At 63.1% G+C, this 18,294-nt stretch carries 18 protein-coding genes, 1 pseudogene and 1 other annotated feature; of the genes and pseudogenes, 13 read left to right on the top strand and 6 right to left on the bottom strand.

Annotation, left to right across the window (positions count from 1 at the left end):
• A pseudogene (locus QZY67_RS08920) lies at nt 1–150 on the bottom strand (glucosamine-6-phosphate deaminase); the annotation flags it as partial.
• Nucleotides 151–542: 392 nt separating this feature from the next.
• On the opposite strand from QZY67_RS08920, the gene QZY67_RS08915 reads away from it, so the two are divergent.
• The 4 genes from QZY67_RS08915 to leuA all read left to right on the top strand — a co-directional run bounded on the left by QZY67_RS08915 (nt 543) and on the right by leuA (nt 4,105).
• Complete coding sequence (locus QZY67_RS08915; RefSeq protein WP_295369777.1) at nt 543–1,124, top strand: DUF3793 family protein; 582 nt, start codon at nt 543–545, stop codon at nt 1,122–1,124.
• Between the two features lie 39 nt (nt 1,125–1,163).
• A complete protein-coding gene (locus tag QZY67_RS08910; RefSeq protein ID WP_295369776.1) occupies nt 1,164–1,592 on the top strand; it encodes a flavodoxin in 429 nt (142 codons plus the stop codon).
• Nucleotides 1,593–1,612: 20 nt separating this feature from the next.
• A complete protein-coding gene (locus QZY67_RS08905) occupies nt 1,613–2,023 on the top strand; it encodes a metal-dependent transcriptional regulator (RefSeq protein ID WP_294537038.1) in 411 nt (136 codons plus the stop codon).
• Nucleotides 2,024–2,122: 99 nt separating this feature from the next.
• Nucleotides 2,123–2,355 (top strand) — a binding site (T-box leader).
• Nucleotides 2,356–2,419: 64 nt separating this feature from the next.
• Nucleotides 2,420–4,105 carry a 2-isopropylmalate synthase gene (leuA, locus tag QZY67_RS08900; protein ID WP_295369775.1) on the top strand — a complete coding sequence of 562 codons (1,686 nt, stop codon included), beginning with the start codon at nt 2,420–2,422 and terminating at the stop codon, nt 4,103–4,105.
• Nucleotides 4,106–4,159: 54 nt separating this feature from the next.
• Here the strand turns inward: leuA and ispE are convergent, their stop codons facing one another.
• The 5 genes from ispE to QZY67_RS08875 all read right to left on the bottom strand — a co-directional run bounded on the left by ispE (nt 4,160) and on the right by QZY67_RS08875 (nt 8,710).
• Nucleotides 4,160–5,020, bottom strand: coding sequence for a 4-(cytidine 5'-diphospho)-2-C-methyl-D-erythritol kinase (gene ispE, locus QZY67_RS08895; RefSeq protein WP_295369774.1), 861 nt, complete (start codon nt 5,018–5,020; stop codon nt 4,160–4,162).
• A gap of 63 nt (nt 5,021–5,083) precedes the next feature.
• Complete coding sequence (locus QZY67_RS08890) at nt 5,084–6,364, bottom strand: DUF1015 domain-containing protein (RefSeq protein WP_295369773.1); 1,281 nt, start codon at nt 6,362–6,364, stop codon at nt 5,084–5,086.
• 35 nt (nt 6,365–6,399) lie between these two features.
• The gene (gene thrH / locus QZY67_RS08885) at nt 6,400–7,002 is read right to left on the bottom strand and encodes a bifunctional phosphoserine phosphatase/homoserine phosphotransferase ThrH (RefSeq protein WP_295369772.1); all 603 of its coding nucleotides are present in this window, start codon (nt 7,000–7,002) and stop codon (nt 6,400–6,402) included.
• Nucleotides 7,003–7,040: 38 nt separating this feature from the next.
• The gene (locus QZY67_RS08880) at nt 7,041–8,234 is read right to left on the bottom strand and encodes an aminotransferase class I/II-fold pyridoxal phosphate-dependent enzyme (RefSeq protein WP_295369771.1); all 1,194 of its coding nucleotides are present in this window, start codon (nt 8,232–8,234) and stop codon (nt 7,041–7,043) included.
• A complete protein-coding gene (locus tag QZY67_RS08875; RefSeq protein WP_295369770.1) occupies nt 8,231–8,710 on the bottom strand; it encodes an Lrp/AsnC family transcriptional regulator in 480 nt (159 codons plus the stop codon). Before QZY67_RS08875 ends, QZY67_RS08880 begins: the two co-directional genes overlap by 4 nt.
• 424 nt (nt 8,711–9,134) lie before the next feature.
• Between QZY67_RS08875 and QZY67_RS08870 the strand changes: the two genes are divergently transcribed.
• The 9 genes from QZY67_RS08870 to QZY67_RS08830 all read left to right on the top strand — a co-directional run bounded on the left by QZY67_RS08870 (nt 9,135) and on the right by QZY67_RS08830 (nt 18,161).
• On the top strand, nt 9,135–9,464 hold the full coding sequence (locus QZY67_RS08870; protein ID WP_294536586.1) for a hypothetical protein: 330 nt from the start codon (nt 9,135–9,137) through the stop codon (nt 9,462–9,464).
• A gap of 48 nt (nt 9,465–9,512) precedes the next feature.
• Nucleotides 9,513–10,568, top strand: coding sequence for a V-type ATPase subunit (locus tag QZY67_RS08865; RefSeq protein ID WP_294536587.1), 1,056 nt, complete (start codon nt 9,513–9,515; stop codon nt 10,566–10,568).
• An 82-nt stretch (nt 10,569–10,650) separates the two neighbouring features.
• On the top strand, nt 10,651–12,567 hold the full coding sequence (locus QZY67_RS08860; protein WP_295369769.1) for a V-type ATPase 116kDa subunit family protein: 1,917 nt from the start codon (nt 10,651–10,653) through the stop codon (nt 12,565–12,567).
• 84 nt (nt 12,568–12,651) lie between these two features.
• A complete protein-coding gene (locus QZY67_RS08855) occupies nt 12,652–13,083 on the top strand; it encodes an ATP synthase subunit C (RefSeq protein WP_294536840.1) in 432 nt (143 codons plus the stop codon).
• A 198-nt stretch (nt 13,084–13,281) separates the two neighbouring features.
• A complete protein-coding gene (locus tag QZY67_RS08850) occupies nt 13,282–13,590 on the top strand; it encodes a V-type ATP synthase subunit F (protein ID WP_294536843.1) in 309 nt (102 codons plus the stop codon).
• A gap of 38 nt (nt 13,591–13,628) precedes the next feature.
• The gene (locus QZY67_RS08845) at nt 13,629–14,249 is read left to right on the top strand and encodes a V-type ATP synthase subunit E family protein (RefSeq protein WP_295369768.1); all 621 of its coding nucleotides are present in this window, start codon (nt 13,629–13,631) and stop codon (nt 14,247–14,249) included.
• Nucleotides 14,250–14,297: 48 nt separating this feature from the next.
• Nucleotides 14,298–16,061 carry a V-type ATP synthase subunit A gene (locus QZY67_RS08840; RefSeq protein ID WP_295369767.1) on the top strand — a complete coding sequence of 588 codons (1,764 nt, stop codon included), beginning with the start codon at nt 14,298–14,300 and terminating at the stop codon, nt 16,059–16,061.
• A 23-nt stretch (nt 16,062–16,084) separates the two neighbouring features.
• Complete coding sequence (locus QZY67_RS08835) at nt 16,085–17,512, top strand: V-type ATP synthase subunit B (RefSeq protein WP_294536851.1); 1,428 nt, start codon at nt 16,085–16,087, stop codon at nt 17,510–17,512.
• A 19-nt stretch (nt 17,513–17,531) separates the two neighbouring features.
• On the top strand, nt 17,532–18,161 hold the full coding sequence (locus QZY67_RS08830) for a V-type ATP synthase subunit D (RefSeq protein ID WP_295369766.1): 630 nt from the start codon (nt 17,532–17,534) through the stop codon (nt 18,159–18,161).
• Nucleotides 18,162–18,294: the final 133 nt, after the last annotated feature.

Below are 18,294 nucleotides of genomic sequence, written 5' to 3'. Positions count from 1 at the left end.
CCGCTCCACCAGCCGCTGGTAGGTGCCCACCGGGGAGGACCCCGTGGCCAGGCCCAGCACGCACTCCGGCTTTACAATCACCTGCGCCGCGATGATGCGCGCCGCCTTCTCGCTCATCTCCTCATAGTTTTCCGCCGCGTAAATCCGAATCATGGCACATTTCTCCTTTTTCATTGTAGTCAATCCCTGCCCTTCCGGGCCGTTCTTTCGTCTCTATTCTAGTCTCTGCCGCCCATTTAAGCAAGGCCAGATTCTGCTTATTTTTTATCCAAAAAGCCGTTTTTGCACGATCGCTTTGTGGCACTCTTCCGGCCGCCTCTCCCCGGCTGTCTCTCCCGCCTGATTTTATAAATTATAAAGCAGCATTCCCGGCGGCGGAAACCCGTTAAAGGCAGGGAGTTACGGTTTCAAAAAGAGGATTGACAGGCATTTCTGAATGTGGTACTCTATATTCAGTTAGTTTTAACTAACCATTAGGCATTCCAGCCATTTTTTATTTCACCAATGGTTAGTTTTAACTAACCATTAAGGAGGAACCCGCAATGATGCACGCGCAATTTGAGCGCTCCGTGGCCTACCACTGCGCCCCGGCCCTGGTGGGGCTCAAGCCCGCCTGCCTCATCTCCCTGCCGGCAGCCGAGTATCCCGCCCTGCCCCGGCTGGCCGTGGCCTACTCCCGGCGGCTGGAGAACCGGGGCATTCGGATGGAGGTGCTGTGCCGGTGCCGCCGCCGCTTTCTCCTTCTGGTCTACCGGCCCGAGCTGCTGGAGCGGTGCCTCCGCTCTCCCCGGGTGTCCGGGCTGCTGGAGGAGGCGGGCTACCCCGCCGGGGCCTCCCCCGCTGCCCTCCTCCGCTGTCTCAGCGGCCGGATTGCCGCGGGCGGGGGCTTCCCCCACGAGCTGGGCCTGTTCCTGGGGTATCCCCCCGAGGACGTGGTGGGCTTTATGACCCACGGCGGCAGCGGCTGCCGGCTGTGCGGCGAGTGGAAGGTCTATCAGGACGTGGAGGGGGCCATGCGGCAGTTCCGCAAGTTCGCCCTCTGCCGCTCCGCCCTATGCAGCCGGCTGGAGCGGGGGCGCTCCCTGCTGGACCTGCTGGGCGCGGCGGAGCGCCCGGCGGCGTAAGACTTGAACGTTCTCTCAAAATTTAAGGAGGTTTTTGTTATGAGCAAGCTTGCAGTCATCTATTGGAGCGGTACGGGCAACACCGAGGCCATGGCCCAGGCCGTGGTAGAGGGGGCCCGGGAGGCCGGGGCCGATGCGTCCCTCTTCTCCGTAGACCAGATTTCCGCCGCCGACGCCGCCGGGTATGACCGCCTGGCCCTTGGCTGCCCCGCCATGGGCGCCGAGGTGCTGGAGGAGGGGGAGTTTGAGCCCTTCTTTGAGGCGCTGTCGGCCAGCCTGTCCGGCAAGCGCGTGGCTCTCTTCGGCTCCTACGGCTGGGGCGACGGCCAGTGGATGCGGGACTGGTACGACCGCGCCGACGCCGCCGGCGCCGTCCTCCAGGGCAGCGAGGGCCTTATCTGCAATGAGGCGCCGGACGAGGACGCTCTGGCCAGCTGCCGGGCGCTGGGCCGGGCGCTGGCGGGCTGAGGAAGGAGGTGCCGGAAGCCGTGGAACTCTCCCAGACCGCGTGCCGCTACCTGCTCACCATCTATGAGCTGGGGGGCGGCCTGGATGCCGTGCGCTCGGTGGACGTGTCCCGGCGGCTGAACGTGGCCGCCTCCAGCGTGGCCCATATGCTGGGCATTCTGGACCGGGAGGGCATGATTGAGCGGCGGCGCTACGGCCGGGTCCGCCTCACTCCCGCCGGCCTGCGCGCCGCCAACAGGCTCTACACCGACCGGATTCTGCTGGAGGCCTATCTCCGGGAGCACCTGGGAGTGGACGGCGAGACCGCCCGACTGGATGCCGACCGGTGTCTGTGCTGTCTCTCCCCTGCCACCCGGGAGCGAATGAGCGAGATGGTCCTCTCCGGCACGCCCATGCCCTCGGTACTCTTCCGCCAGGCCCTGTGCTCCTGAACGCCAGGCCCTGTGCTCCTGAACGCTGTAGGCCCTGTGCTCCTGAACGCCCTATTGACAAATGTCCTTTCTTACGCTAAAATAGATGCAATCACATTGCAAAAGGCGAGGAAGGGAAGAAGGCGCGGCAGGTCCCGCTCAGAGAGCCGGCGGTTGGTGCGAGCCGGTGCGAGGGCGCCGCGCGAATACTGGTCCCTGAGCCGTCCGCCCGAACCACAGTAGGGCGGAACGTCTGGCCCCGTTACCGGCCACGGCCTTGTTGGAGGCCAATGAGCGCCCGCCGGAGACGGCTGGCGGAAGCAGGGTGGTACCGCGTATTCTACGCCCCTGACCTAATTGTTTTAGGTCAGGGGCGTTTTTCGTCCCCTGGCCGCACGTTCAAAGGAGGTCACTGTCATGAAAAAAGCCTATGAAAAGTACATCCCCTTCGTCCCCCTGAAGATGGAGCGCCGCGCCTGGCCCGACAAGCAGATCACCAAGGCCCCCATCTGGTGCTCGGTGGACCTGCGGGACGGCAACCAGGCCCTGGTGGACCCCATGAACCTCCAGGAGAAGCTGGAGTACTTCCACACTCTGGTGGACATCGGCGTGAAGGAGATTGAAATCGGCTTCCCCTCCGCCAGCGAGACGGAATACGAGATCTGCCGGGAGCTCATCGAGGGGGGCCACATCCCCGACGACGTGACCATCCAGGTGCTGGTCCAGGCCCGGCCCCATCTCATCCAGAAGACCTTTGAGGCCATCCGGGGCGCCAAGCACGTCATCCTCCACTTCTACAACTCCACCTCCACCCTTCAGCGCAAGGTGGTGTTCCACATGGACATGGACGGCATCACCAAGATCGCCACCGACGCCGCCAAGCTTATCTACGAGCTGTCCCAGCCCGTTATCGCCGAGGGCATGGACCTGCGGTACGAGTACTCCCCCGAGTCCTTCATGGGCACCGAGATGGACTACGCCGTGGAGATCTGCCAGGCGGTCATCGAGGCCATCCACGCCACGCCGGAGAAGAAGATCATCCTCAACCTGCCCACCACGGTGGAGAACTGCATGCCCAACTACTTCGCCGACGAGCTGGAGTACTTCATCTCCAAGCTGCCCAGCCGGGACAGCGCCATCATCTCCCTCCACCCCCACAACGACCGGGGCTGCGGCGTGGCCACCGCCGAAATGGGCCTGCTGGCCGGCGCGGAGCGGATTGAGGCCACCCTGTTCGGCAACGGCGAGCGCACAGGCAACGTGGACATGGTCACCCTGGCCCTGAACATGCATACCCAGGGCGTGGACCCGGAGCTGGACTTCTCCGACATCAACAAAATCAAGTCCATGTACGAGCGGTGCACCAAGATGAAGGTGGGCGAGCGGCAGCCCTACGCCGGCGAGCTGGTGTTCACCGCCTTCTCCGGTTCCCACCAGGACGCCATCAACAAGGGCACCGCCTACATGGAGGAGAGCGGCAGCGAGTACTGGGAGATCCCCTATCTGCCCATCGACCCCGCCGACGTGGGCCGGCAGTACGAGCCCATCATCCGCATCAACTCCCAGTCGGGCAAGGGCGGCGCCGCCTACGTCATGCACCACAACTTCGGCTTCGACCTGCCCAAGGCCATGCACCCCGAGTTCGGCCACATTGTCCAGGTGGAGACCGACCGGGTGGGCACCGAGCTCAAGCCGGAGCGGATTTACGAGCTGTTCAAGGAGAACTATATCGACGCCACCCAGCCCTACCAGCTGGTGCGCCACTCCTTCGCCGAGTTCACCGACGAGGAGGGCCACTCCCACGTCACCTTCGCGGGCACCATCCGCCACCATGACGCCGCCTTCCAGGTCAACGGCTCAGGCAACGGCCCCATCGACGCCTTCTTTAACGCCATCCACGGCCAGAAGATGGACCGCTTCACCTTTGTGGACTACAAGGAGCACGCCATCTCCGACGGCTCCGACTCCATGGCCGTGGCCTATATCCAGCTGCGGGACCAGGAGGGCAGGGACCACTTCGGCGTGGGCATCTCCCACAACATCAACCTGGCCCCCCTCAAAGGCATCCTGTCCGCCATCAACCGGGCGGTCAGCGGAACATAAGCATACAAAAGGAGACCTGCCGTTTGGAAGCGGCAGGTCTCCTTTTGATATCCTTTATATGACCTGGGTCAGGAAGGTATCCCGGTAGGACGCCGACAGCTCCTCCCAGGCCCCGTGGGCGGCGGCGGGGTCGCGGAAGAGGCCGAACACCGTCGGCCCGGTGCCGCTCATGCAGGCGCCCAGGGCGCCGAACTGGATGAGGGCGTTGCGGATGGAGGCAATCTCGGCGGCCTTCCGCTCAGGGAGCACGTCCTCAAACACGTTATACAGCCGCCGGGCCGCCCCCTCCAGGTCCCGGTGCGCCAGGGCCTCCAGCATGCCCGCCGTGTCGGGACGGCAGCGGAGCTTTACGCTGTCGATACGGCCGAAGAGCTCAGGGGTGGACACCGGAAACGGGGGCTTGCACAGCACCACGTAACACTTGGGCAGCGGCGGCAGGGGGGTGATCCGCTCTCCCCGGCCCTCGGCCAGGGCGGTGCCGCCCAGGACGCAGTAGGGCACGTCGGACCCCACCCGCTGGCCAATCTCCGCCAGCCGCTCGACGGGGAGGTTGACCCCTGTCATCTCATTCAGCGCCCGGAGCACCGCGGCTGCGTCGGTGCTGCCCCCCGCCATGCCGGCGCACACAGGGATGCGCTTTTCAATCCGCAGGGTCAGCCCGCCCAGGTCCGTACCGGTGGCCTCGCAGAATCGCAGGGCGGCGGCGGCGGCCAGGTTCCGCTCATCGGTGGGGAGAAACTCCCTGTCGGTCTCCACCGTCAGCCCCCGGCCGGTGCCCGTCTCCAGGGTGATGGTGTCATGGAGGGACACGGACTGCATCACCATCCGCAGCTCATGGTATCCGTCCGGCCGGGTTCCCAGCACGTCCAGGGTCAGATTCAGCTTGGCAAAGGCGCTCACTTCCATTGTGGCCATACAGGTCTCCTCCAGCAGAGGGCGCGGACGGCAGGCCGCCCGCGCCCCTCTTATCTTCTGTCTCTATCTGATTTTCCGCGCCTCCAGATAGAAGCGCTTCTCGTTGGCCTCCCCCATAGAGAAGGTCTTGCGGGGCAGCACCCCGTCGTGCAGGATGATGGAGAACAGCCGCTCCTTGTCCATGGCGGACAGCAGGAAGGCCAGGTTTCCCGGCTGGGCGGCCAGCGTTCGGGCCACGTCCGCGCCGTGGATGTAGTCCATGCGGCAGCGGTGGGCGATGGCGTAGTCGTCCAGGAAGGGCTGGAGGGTCCCAACAGGCAGGCGGGAGGCGGGATGGGGCACGGTCACCACGCCCGCGCCGTCCCGGTGGACAAAGGCCAGCACATGCCCCTCCCCCGGCCCCAGGTGGGCCCCCGGGAAGGCGGAGAGGAGCTGGCGAATCACGTCCTCCGGCTCCACGCCGAAGAGCACCCGGTGGATGGGGCTGAACTCCAGAGACTGATCATGGAGGTTTACCACCTCGCACAGGGCATACCGGGCGGGCAGCTCTGCCCAGCGCTCCGGGGGCGTAAGCCGCTTCTGCCGCTCGTAGCACTCCTTGGCGGTGGCCAGAGAGTGGTTGCCATCTCCCACGGCGAAGAGCAGCGGCGCGCCGCTGCCGCTGCCGTACCGCAGCCGGAACACCGCCGGATCGGCCAGGGCCCGCAGGGCGGAGGCCACGGCGGTCTTCTCGTCCTCCCCCAGCAGCCAGCCCTTCAGGCGGCCGCCCTGCTCCATCAGTTCGAAGTCGTAGAGCACCTCCATGGTATCCTTGGCGGCGGTGAGTGGGTCCATGATGGTGCGGTCCGGGTCGTCGGCCAGGAGCATGGCGTGGGGCAGCTCGATGGGGGCGTTCTTCCGCACCGCCACCCGGGGCGGAATGCGGCTGAGCACCGTGCCCTCGGTGCCCCGGATCAGGGTGCCGGAGCCCGGCTCATAGTCGTACTGCTCCAGATCCGCCATGCCCAGCAGCCCCCGGCGCACCCGCCCGCCGGACAGGGTGCGCTCCACGTAGATCATGGCGTCCGGCAGGGTGCGGAACCGCCCCTCCCGCAGGTAGCGGGTCATGGTGTTGTTCACATCCATGATGTCGGTCTCCACATCCGGCCCCTCCAGGCAGCTCTCAGGCAAAATGAGCCGCAGGGCGGAGGGGGCGGCACCCACATACTCCTCCACCCGCTGCCAGTACTCCGGCTGGGAGGTATACTGGTCGCAGGGGGCCACCGACCACCTGGAATAGTCGCAGTTCTGGGGCAGGAGGATATCAGCCGGGGAGAAGGGCAGTCCGTCAAAGCGTTTATCCATGTTTCTCACTCGCTTTCCGCTCTCGCTCCCGCCGGTCAGTCCATGGCGGCGCGGATGGCCGCAAGCAGGTCTCCAAAGGCCTCATAGGCTGGGATCTGGGGGTAGTCGGCTTTGATCTGCTCCGTGCTGCGGAACAGGAACCCGGCCTTGCCGGCCTGGATCATGCCCAGGTCGTTGAAGCTGTCGCCGGCGGCGATGGTGTCATAGCCGATGGACTGGAGGGCCTTGACGGTGGTCAGCTTGGACTGGGGACAGCGCATCCGAAAACCGGTGATCATGCCGTCGGGGGCCACCTCCAGTGTGTTGCAGAACAGGGTGGGCCACCCCAGCTTCTTCATCAGGGGCTGGGCGAACTGCTCAAAGGTGTCGCTGAGGATGATCACCTGGGTGAAGCTGCGCAGCTCATCCAGGAACTCCTTCGCGCCGGGCAGCGGGTCGATGGCGGCGATGGTCTCCTGAATCTCCTTCAGGCCCAGGCCGTGCTCCTTCAGCACGCCCAGACGCCAGTGCATCAGCTTGTCGTAGTCGGGCTCGTCCCGGGTGGTGCGCTTGAGCTCAGGGATGCCGCTGGCCTCGGCAAAGGCGATCCAGATCTCCGGTACCAGCACACCCTCCATATCCAGACAGGTAATGTACATCTCTGCGTCCCCTTTCTCGGCGTTGATAGATGAAGCGCTCAGTTCCCGGCGGCGCGGGCCTGCTTCTTGCGCAGGTTGGTGAGGAAGTTGTCCATGCGGGTCAGTGCCTCGGCGATGTCCTTCATGGACGTGGCGTAGCAGCAGCGGATGAAGCCCTCGCCGCCGGGGCCAAAGGCGGTGCCGGAGATGACGGCCACCTTCTCCTCCATCAGGAACCGCTCGCAGAACTTGTCGGAGCTCAGGCCGGTGCCCCGGATGTCAGGGAACACGTAGAAGGCCCCCTTGGGCTCGAAGCAGGGCAGCCCGATGCGGCGCAGGCCCTCCACCAGGTAGCGGCGGCGGCCGTCGTACTCGTCCCGCATGCGCTCAATGTCCCGGTCGCCGTTGCGCATGGCCTCCACGGCGGCGTACTGGCTGACGGTGGGGGCGGACATGATGCCGAACTGGTGGAGCTTGAGCAGCTGCTTGATGATCTCTTTGGGGCCGCAGACGTAGCCCATGCGCCAGCCGGTCATGGCGTGGCTCTTGGAAAAGCCGTTGATGACAATGGTCCGCTCGTACATGTCGGGGATGTTGGCAATGGAGGTGTGGTGCATGCCGTAGGTCAGCTCAGAGTAAATCTCGTCGGAGATGACCATAATGTCGGTGCCCCGCAGGACCTCCGCAATCGCCTCCAGGTCGGACCGCTCCATCACCGCGCCGGTGGGGTTGTTGGGGAAGGGCAGCACCAGGGCCTTGGTTTTGGGGGTGATGGCCTGCTTCAGCCGCTCGGGGGTGAGGCGGAACTCGTCCTCCGCCCGGGTTTCCACCAGCACGGGGGTGCCCCCGGCCATGGCCGTCAGGGGCCCGTAGCACACAAAGGAGGGCACGGGGATGATGACCTCGTCCCCCGGGTTGACCAGGCAGCGCAGCGCCAGGTCAATGCCCTCGCTGCCGCCCACGGTCACCACGATCTGGCTGGCGAAGTCGTATTTCAGGTCAAAGCGGCGCTCCAGGTAGGAGGCGATCTCCCGCCGCAGCTCGGCCAGGCCCGCGTTGGAGGTGTAGCGGGTGCGGCCCTTCTCCAGAGAGTAGATGCCCGCGTCCCGGATGTGCCAGGGGGTGACGAAGTCGGGCTCGCCCACGCCCAGGGAGATGGCGTCCTTCATCTCCTCCAGAATGTCGAAGAACCGGCGGATGCCGGAGGGCTGGACCTCCTGAATCCGCTGGGACATAATCCGCTCGTAATTCATACGAAAATAAACTCCCTTTCTCCCGGCGCCTGCTTTTCAAAGATCAGGTGCTTCTCTTTGTATTTTTTCAGAATGAAGTGGGTGGCCGTGCTTGTGACGCCCTCCAGCGGGGCCAGCCGGTCGCTGACAAAGGAGGCCACCTCCCGCAGGGTGCGGCCCGAGATGATCACAGTGAAGTCAAAGGCGCCGCTCATCAGGTACAGGGCCTCCACCTCGTCGTACTGGTAGATGCGCTCTGCAATGCGGTCAAAGCCCTCCTCCCGCTGGGGGATAACCTTCACCTCAATCAGGGCGGTCACATCCTCCCGGTCGGTGGTGTTCCAGTCCACAATGGCCTGGTAGCCCAGAATGACCTTTTCCTCTTCATATTTCTTAACGGCGGCCTTGACCTCCTCCACCGTCATGTTTGCCATCGCGGCGAGCTGCTCATGGGTAAGGGTGCAGTCCTCTTCCAAGAGCTGGAGCAGCTTGGTCATGCAGATCTCCTCCTGTCGTTTTGTTTTATCCGCCGGCCGGCGGCGGGCGCGGAGCCGTTCTCCGCTTAATATTCCTATATTATAATGCGCTGGACACAAAGCCGCAAGGGGCGGCGGCTGTTTTTTCTCTCGCCGCGGGGATGCCCTCCCGGGCTTCCCCGCTCCTTATTCCCCGGGCCGTTCCGGGGTCAAACCCTGCCTCCGCAAGACCTTTTTCACACATTTTCCAGCTTGTCCAGCCATTTCTTCCTGGCCCTGCTTTCCATTTGTAGAATGAGAAAATACGTTCACCAGAACGGCTAAATTTTTGTCTATTTTCCAGTGGAAATTCGTGTTCCGAAGTGCTATGATAACGTTTGATGCATAGCTAATTATTGTGTCTTTTGTACTCCGGCAAAAGCACGTGGAGGTGACAGCATAAGTTATGGAAACTGAGTATATTGACCTGGTCAGCAGGATCATCGCCGCGGAGCATACTGCCCAGGAGATCGCCCGCGAGGCCCAGGAAAAGCAGCAGTCTCTGGACGCCGACCTGGAGCGGGATATCTCCCGCATGCGGGAGGATTATTTCGCCCGGGCCAAGCACCGGATTGAGGTGGTGGAAAAGGCCGAGCGGAAGGGTGCTGAGGAGGATATCGCAAAGCTGGACAAGCGCCTCAAGGACGCCATGGACAAGGTGGAGCGGGCCTATCAGCAGAACAAAGACCAGTGGGTGGACACGCTCTTCCTCAAAATTGTGGGCGGCCGTTCCTGATGCGCCCCGCACCCCTATCCCACGGGCGCAGAAAGGAGTGGTCGCGACATGATCGACAGCTATATGCGATACGGCGCTCTTGCCGCAAAGGTAAAGGCGCTGTACGGCAAGCGCCTTCGTTTTTCTGACTTTGAGCATATGGCGGGCCTGCCCAATGAACAGAGCATCCTGGACTATCTGCGCACCCAGCCCGGCTGGTCTGCCGCAGTGTCCGCCGCTCTGTCCGCCATGAATTCCTCCGGCTATGTGGGCCGTATGGAGCTGGAGGACGCCCTTCGCCTTCAGATCTGGCGGGAGTACGAGGGACTCAATCACTTTATCCCCCGCCCCGACAAGAATCTGGTGGCATTTCCCCTGCGGCAGGCGGAGCTGCTGGCCATTTTGGGCACGCTGCGCCGCCTCAAATCCCACGGACGGGTCCGGGAAGGCATCCGCGCCCTGCCCGACCTGCCCTTTAAGGTGAACCGGAAGGCCCTTCTCTCCTGCAAGGACTACGGCGGGCTTCTCGCCGCGGTGCATGGCAGCATCTATTACGAGCCTCTGCTCCACATCCGGCCGGACAACCCGGACGCGCTGCCCGATTACACCACCACGGAGGCCCTCCTCCGCTCCACCTACTTTTCCCATATCTACCGCATCATCTACAAGTCCTACACCGGCGAGACCAAATCCTTGCTGCTGCGGGGCATGGGTGAGCGCGTGGATCTGCTCAACATCATCCACATTCTCCGGCTCAAGGCCTACTTCCCCGGCGACGATCAGTATTACTCCGCCCTCTTCCCCATGAACTACAAGCTCAAGCCGGAGAAGATCAAGGCCATGTGCGATGCTTCCGACGTCTCTCAGGTATTCGCCGTGCTGCAGGACACTCCTTACGCCGGACGCTTTACCGCACAGGACGTCGCCAGCGTGGAGGACTGCTACCGCCGCTCCTTCTATACCTTTAATAAGCGGCAGCTGGTCTCCGGACCTCCCTCCATCTACACCGCTGTTTCCTACCTGAACGTGAAGTCCACCGAACTGAAGGCTCTGGTGAACGTCATCGAGTCGGTCAAATACGGTGCCCATTACGATGAGGAGTTCGCCCGTCTTGTGGGCGAATAACCCGCCTGTAAAGATCTGAAAGAAAAGGGAGATGGTCTGTTTGTCAGTCATCCCGATGAAGTTACTCACCATAGCGGGACCCATGGATCAATTTGACACAGTGGTGCGTGAGTGCGTCATCAACCAGGAGTTCCATCCGGAAAACACCCTTCAGACCATGAAGGATGTCAAAGGGCTTCGCCCCTTTGAGCTGAACAACCCCTATACCGCCCTTCTCCGCCGGGCCGAACAGGTTGCGGACGAGGCCGGTATCCCCCTGGAGTACGAGCCCTTCGATTCCGCTCTGGGGGACGATCCCGCCAGTTTTGCCGATTACTTCGACACCCTGGAGAAGCGGGTCAACGACCTGACCCAGAAGCGGGAGGACCTCCTGCAGGAGGCCAAGAACTGCCGCAATCTGGCGCTGCAGCTGGAAAAGCTCAAGGGCGTCGCCGTCAACCTTGAGGACCTCTGGGACCTGGACTTCTCCCGGTTCCGGTTCGGCTACCTGCCCCGGGAGACCTATGACAGCTTCCAGCAGGCCCTCAATGGGGACGACAATATCCTCTTCTTCCCCACCAGCATTGAGCCCAAGCTGGTCTACGGCGTGTACTTCACCACCAAGGCCGCCCACGAAAAGGTGGACGCCCTCTTCAATTCCCTCCACTTCATCCGGCTTCACATCGATACCCACGCCCACGGCTCCGCCGATCAGGCCATCATCGAGCTGACCGCCGAGGCGGAGGCCGCGGAGAAGGCCGCCGAGCAGGCCAAGCAGGATATCTTCGGCCTCAAGCCCGCCGAGCACGACCGGCTGCTGGCCGACTACTGCTACCTGCGCTATATGAACGACGCATACGACATGCGCCGCTTCGCGGCCCACTCCCGTGAGACCTTCTACCTCATGGGCTGGGTGCCCAGCGACAAGCTGGCGGAGATCGAGGCCAAGCTGAGTAAGTTTGACCGGCTCTCCTGCGTGGTGGACAACGCGGGCGACATCCCCGACATGACGCCCCCCACCAAGCTGAAGAACTCCTTCCTGGGCCGGGTCTTCCAGCCCTTCCTGGAGATGTACGGCCTGCCCGCCTACAACGAGATCGATCCCTCTGTCTTTATGGCCATCACCTACTGCCTGTTCTTCGGCATTATGTTCGGCGACCTGGGACAGGGCCTGTGCCTGGCGCTGATCGGTTTTGTGCTGGCCAAGTGGAAGAAGATGTGGCTGGGCAATATCATCACCTGCTGCGGCCTGTCCGGCGCGGTATTCGGCTGTATCTACGGCAGCGTGTTCGGCATGGAGGAAATCCTGCCCGGCTTCAAGATCATGGAGGAGAGTGTGCTCTCCGGCATGGGCGAAGTGAGCAACGTGCTCCTGCTGCTGGTCATGTCCATTATTCTGGGCGTGATTATGCTGGCCTTTGTCATGGTGCTCAACATCATCAACGGCATCCGCCAGCACAACTTTGAGAAGATTCTCTTCGGGCCCAACGGTGTGGCCGGCATGGTGTTCTACCTGGGCCTCATCATCGCGGCCGTGTCCACCCTGCTCTTCGGCGTGAACCTGTTCGTGCCCGCCTATATCCTGCCCGTCATCGTGCTGCCCCTGCTGCTCATCCTCTTCAAGGAGCCCCTCTCTCTCATGCTGGAGGGCAACTCCGAGTGGAAGGAGATCAAGATCGGCGGCCTGATTGTCACCGGCTTCTTCGAGCTGTTTGAAACCTGCCTGTCCTTCCTCACCAACACCCTGTCCTTTATGCGTGTGGGCGCTTACGCCATCACCCACGTGGGACTGATGCTGGTAGTCCAGATGCTGGCCAACATGGCCGGCGGCCTGGCCAGCCCGGGCGGCATCATCGTCATGATCCTGGGCAACCTGTTTGTCATGGGCTTTGAGGGCCTGCTGGTGGGCATTCAGGTGCTCCGTCTTGAGTTCTACGAGCTGTTCGGCCGCTTCTATGATGACGGCGGCGTGGCTTACGAGCCCAAGATCATTGATTACACGTCCCGCAGCGCCGCCTGACAGGCGCTCAGAAGGGACAAGCATCTTTTATTCCGCCCCATGGGCTGAATATAGGTTCCAAGTGATTTTAGGAGGTCTATAACAATGAAATACCTGGTTCTTCTTCTGGCTACTTTTGCCGTTTTCTGCCCCCTGTTCCTGATTGGCGTGCGCAAGTACACCGGCAAGCGCGCCAAGAGCGCTCTGATGGCCAACGTCTGTTCCTTCTTCGGCTGCCTGGTTCTGTGCACCGTGGTGGGCATCGGCGGCGCCGCCGGCGCTGCCGACGTGTCCGTTGAGGCCGCTGCCGCCTCTGCCAACGGCATCATGATGGGTCTGAAGTACATCGGCGCCGCCCTGGCCGTGGGCCTGTCCGGCATCGGCGGCGGCATCGCCGTGGCTTCCTCCGCTTCCGCCGCTCTGGGCGCCATCTCCGAGAACGACAAGGCCTTTGGTAAGGCCCTGATCTTCGTCGGCCTGGCCGAAGGCGTCGCCCTGTACGGTCTGATTGTGGCCCTGCTCCTCCTGTTCACCTAATACGACAGGCGACTGTCCCCCCTGGCCGGCCCGCCCCACGGGGCGGCGCCGGCCAAAACCTCCCCTGCGCGGGAGCCGGCACAGTCTCTCTGGCCCGGCTTCCGCCGCTGTCCGCCCACCGGCGGGCAGCGGCGGGGTCCTCCATCCGCCGGAGGTTTTATTTCCTGACTGCGCGCCGAAAGGCGCATGGAGGTCTGTATGAAGTATTTTGTTATCACTGACAGCACCGATACCCAGGTGGGCCTGCGTCTGGCGGGTATCGAGGGCGTGGTGGTCCGGGAGATCCCCGAGGCCCGGAAGGCCATTCAGGACGCCGCGGCCGACCCTGAGATCGCCGTCCTCCTGGTGACGGAGAATCTGGCGGCCAAGTGCTCCGACCTGCTGGAGCCCCTGAAGATGAGCTGCCATATCCCTCTGGTGGTAGAAATCCCGGACCGTCACAGCACCGGCCGTGCCTCCGACTCCATCACCCGTTATATCCGCGAGGCCATTGGGGTCAAACTTTGACCTGTGTCCTCCTCTTTTAACCAAAGGAGGTTTCTCTCATGTCTGAACTGAACAAAAAGCTGGACCACTTTACGTCCGCGCTTCTGGCTGAGGCCACCGCCGAGACCGACCGGCTCCTCAGCGAGATTAAGGCCCAGCACGACAATTCCTACTCCGCCGCTGAGGACAAGATCCTGGCGGAGGCCTATCACTACATCCGCACCGAGGTGTCCCGCATCCGCAGCGAGGAGGGCCGCAAGGTCTCCCGCCACATGCTGGACAACAAGAAGACCCTCTACCTCCGCCGTGAGGAGATCGCCCGTGAGGTCTTTGAGGCGGTGCGGGACCGCATCGTCGCGTACAGCGCCACTCCCGCCTACCGCAAGCGGCTGGCCGAGGTGGCCTGCCAGGCCGTGGACACCCTGAAGGGCGCCGATGACATCGTCATCCGCCTGCGGGCCGAGGACATGGACCAGTCCGCCGCCATCGCTTCCGCTCTGGGCGGGGTCAAGGTGTCCTTCCAGGCCGATCCCTCCATCCTGATGGGCGGCCTGACCGCCGTGTCCGCCTCCCTGGGCCGCCGGGTGGACGCCACCTTCGGCACCGCCATGGAGGAGCTGAACGGACACTTTGCCGAGATCTTCGGCCTGTCCCTGTCCGACGATCTGACCGAGGAGTAAGACCGCGTCCCCGGTCCCTGATTACCTGTTTGTTGTGAGGATGATACTATGAGCCAATATGTTATCAAGGGCGTCAACGGCCCTGTTGTCACCGTCGTCGGCGGCCAGGGACTGGCCATGATGGACATGGTGCACGTGGGTAATGAGGGTCTGATTGGCGAAGTCGTAGGCGTGAGCGGCGGTGTGACCACCGTGCAGGTCTACGAGGACACCGCCGGTCTGGCCCCCGGTCAGCCCGTCACCGCCACCGGCGCACCCATGTCCGTCAAGCTGGGCCCCGGCCTGCTGAGCAATATCTTCGACGGCATCGCCCGCCCCCTGAACGTGATTCAGGACAAGGCCGGCCCCTTCATCACCCGCGGCATCAACATCTCCGCCCTGGACGAGGAGAAGCTGTGGAACACCACCGTCACCGTCAAGGTGGGCGACGCCATCCACCCCGGCACGCAGTACGCCTATTGCCAGGAGACCTCCCTCATCCAGCACCGCTGCCTGGCCCCCGCCGGCGTGGAGGGCAAGGTGACCCGGGTTCTCCCCAATGGCAGCTATAACGTCAACGAGGTTCTGGTGGAGGTCACCAACCTGTACGGCAAGGTGTTTAAGCTCTGCCTGTCCCAGGACTGCCGCATCCGCACCCCCCGGCCCATGGCCGAGCGCCTGCCCATCTCCCGCCCCCTTATTACCGGCCAGCGCATTATCGACACCCTCTTCCCCATCGGCAAGGGCGGCGCGGCCGCCATCCCCGGCCCCTTCGGCGCCGGCAAGACCATGACCCAGCACCAGCTGGCCAAGTGGTCTGACGCCGACATCATCGTCTACCTGGGCTGCGGCGAGCGCGGCAACGAGATGACCCAGGCCCTGGAGGAGTTCTCCGAGCTGCTGGACCCCAAGAGTCACCAGCCCCTGATGAACCGCACCATCCTGATTGCCAACACCTCCAACATGCCCGTGGCCGCCCGTGAGGCGTCGGTCTACACCGGCATGACCATCGCCGAGTACTACCGCGACATGGGCTACCATGTGGCCCTGATGGCCGACTCCACCTCCCGCTGGGCTGAGGCTCTGCGTGAGATCTCCGGCCGTCTGGAGGAGATGCCCGCCGAGGAGGGCTTCCCCGCCTACCTGGCCTCCCGCCTGGCCGAGTTCTACGAGCGCGCCGGCTACGTAAAGACCCTGGAGGGCAAGGAGGGCAGCGTCACCGTCATCGGCGCCGTGTCCCCCCAGGGCGGCGACTTCTCCGAGCCCGTCACCCAGAACACCAAGCGCTATGTCCGCACCTTCTGGGGCCTGGACCGCGCCCTGGCCTACGCCCGCCACTTCCCCTCCATCAACTGGCTGACCTCTTACTCGGAGTACGCCGCTGACCTGAAGCCCTGGTACGACGCCAACGTGAGCCCCGACTTTGTCCCCTGCCGCAACAAGATCTCCAACCTTCTCCAGGAGGAGTCCTCCCTGATGGAGATTGTCAAGCTGATCGGCGCGGATATTCTGCCCGAGGACCAGAAGCTGGTCATTGAGACCGCAAAGCTCATCCGCGTGGGCTTCCTGCAGCAGAACGCCTATCACGACATTGATACCTATGTCCCCCTGGAGAAGCAGCTGAAGATGATGCAGGTCATTCTGCGCCTGTACAACGGCGCCAGGGCGCTCATCGCCCGCTCCATCCCGCTCTCTCAGCTCAGAGCCACCGGCATTTTCGAGACTCTGACCAAGATCAAGTACGAAATTGCCAACGACCAATTGGAGAAGTTCGCCGAGTATGACGCTCTGGTGGACGAGGCCCTGGACACCGTGGACAAGGCCAACCGCTGAGACGAGATTTTTGAGGTGATTTTATGCGCATGGAATATATCGGCCTGTCCGAGCTGTCCGGTTCTCTGATCGCCCTCCAGGGCGTGGAGAACGTGGCCTACGATGAGATGGCCGAGATCACCCTGGAGAACGGCGAGCGCCGCTACGGCCGCGTCATCACCATCGACGGCGACAAGGCCATCCTCCAGGTCTTTGAGGGCACCAAGGGTATCTCCCTGGAAAACGCCCGCACCCACTTCACCGGCAAGCCCATGGATATCGCCCTCTCCCACGAGATGCTGGGCCGCATCTTCGACGGCGCCGGCCGGCCCATTGACGGCCTGGGTGAGCTCTACCCCGAGCAGCGCCGCAACATCAACGGCGCCGCCATCAACCCGGTGTCCCGCCAGTATCCCCGGTCCTGCATCTACACCGGCATCTCCGCCATTGACGGCTGCTCCACCCTGATCCGGGGCCAGAAGCTTCCCATCTTCTCCGGCGCCGGCATGAAGCACAACGAGCTGGCGGCCCAGATCGTCCGTCAGGCCCGGGTCGCCGATCAGGACGGCGAGTTCGCCATCGTGTTCGCCGCCATGGGCGTCAAGAACGACACCGCCGAGTTCTTCCGCCGCAACTTCGAGGAGGCAGGCGCCCTCCAGCGGGTGGTCATGTTCATGAACCTGGCCTCCGACCCCATCATCGAGCGTATCCTGACCCCCCGCTGCGCCCTCACTGCCGCCGAGTATCTGGCCTTTGACCTGGGCTACCACGTGCTGGTCATCATGACCGACATGACCTCCTACTGCGAGGCCGTCCGTGAGTTCTCCTCCTCCAAGGGCGAGATTCCCTCCCGTAAGGGCTTCCCCTCCTACCTGTACTCCGACCTGGCCTCCCTCTACGAGCGGGCCGGCATGATCAAGGGCCGCCCCGGTTCCGTGACCCAGGTGCCCGTCCTGACCATGCCCAACGACGATATTACCCACCCCATCCCCGACCTGACCGGCTACATCACCGAGGGCCAGATCGTGCTCAACCGGGACATGGACCAGAAGGGCGTCTATCCCCCCATCTCCATCCTTCCCTCCCTGTCCCGCCTGATGAAGGACGGCATCGGCAAGGGCTTCACCCGGGACGACCACCCCGACGTGTCCAACCAGCTCTTCGCGTCCTACTCCAAGGTGCAGGACGCCCGCAGCCTGGCCAGCGTCATCGGCGAGGACGAGCTGTCCGACACCGACAAGAAGTATCTGGAGTTCGGCAAGGCCTTTGAGGCCCTGTTCATCAACCAGGACATGGGCGACAACCGCACTATTGACCAGACCCTGGACCTGGGCTGGAAGCTGCTGAGCATCCTGCCCAAGAGCGAGCTGGACCGTATGAGCAGCGCCATGATTGAGGCCCACTATGTAGAAGGCGCCTACAAGACCATTCTCAACCCCGAATCCGCCGGCGGAGACGGGAAGCTCAACTAACTTGAGAGGAGGCCCGTAAATGGCCGCTGTCCTACCAACCAAAGGCAACCTGATGGCCACCAAGCGCTCCCGGGCCCTGGCTCAGACGGGCTATGAGCTGATGGACCGGAAGCGGAACATCCTCATCCGGGAGATGATGTCCCTGATGGAGACCGCCAAGGAGGTCCAGGAGCAGATCGACACCGTATTCACCGAGGCCTACGCCTCCCTCCAGACCGCCAACATCAAGCTGGGCATCTGTGACCGCATCGCCGAGGCCGTGGACGTGGACGAGAGCCTGGAGGTGCAGTACCGCTCGGTCATGGGTGTGGAGCTGCCCCATATCCCCGACCGGTCCGCCCCGGTCCGGCCGGAGTACGGCTTCGCCTCCACCAGCTCTGAGCTGGACGAGTGCTACCTCAAGTTCCACAAGGTGAAGGAGCTGGTGCGCCAGCTGGCGGAGGTGGAGACCTCCATCTACCGCCTGGCCACCGCCATCAAGAAAACACAGAAGCGGGCCAACGCCCTGAAGAACATCGTCATCCCCGGCTTCAACGACACCATCCGCTTCATCACCGAGGCGCTGGAGGAGAAGGAGCGGGAGGAGTTCACCCGCCTGAAGGTCATCAAGTCCTTCCAGGCCAAGAAGCGTTCCCGCACAAGCGCCTGACAGAGAAGCCCCCTTCGGAGGAAGGGGGCTTCTCTCAGTCTGTCGAAAAAGTCCAGCAAATGCTGGGCTTTTTCGTTTATACGAGGTAAAATAGAGGAGGAGGTGAGAGGGATGCTGGAACGAGGGAGGATGG

This window comes from uncultured Pseudoflavonifractor sp., assembly GCA_904419835.1.
Classification (GTDB): Bacteria; Bacillota; Clostridia; order Oscillospirales; family Oscillospiraceae; genus Pseudoflavonifractor.
The sequence above is the reverse complement of the archived record's forward strand: the minus strand, read 5'-3'. Positions and strand labels throughout refer to the sequence as shown.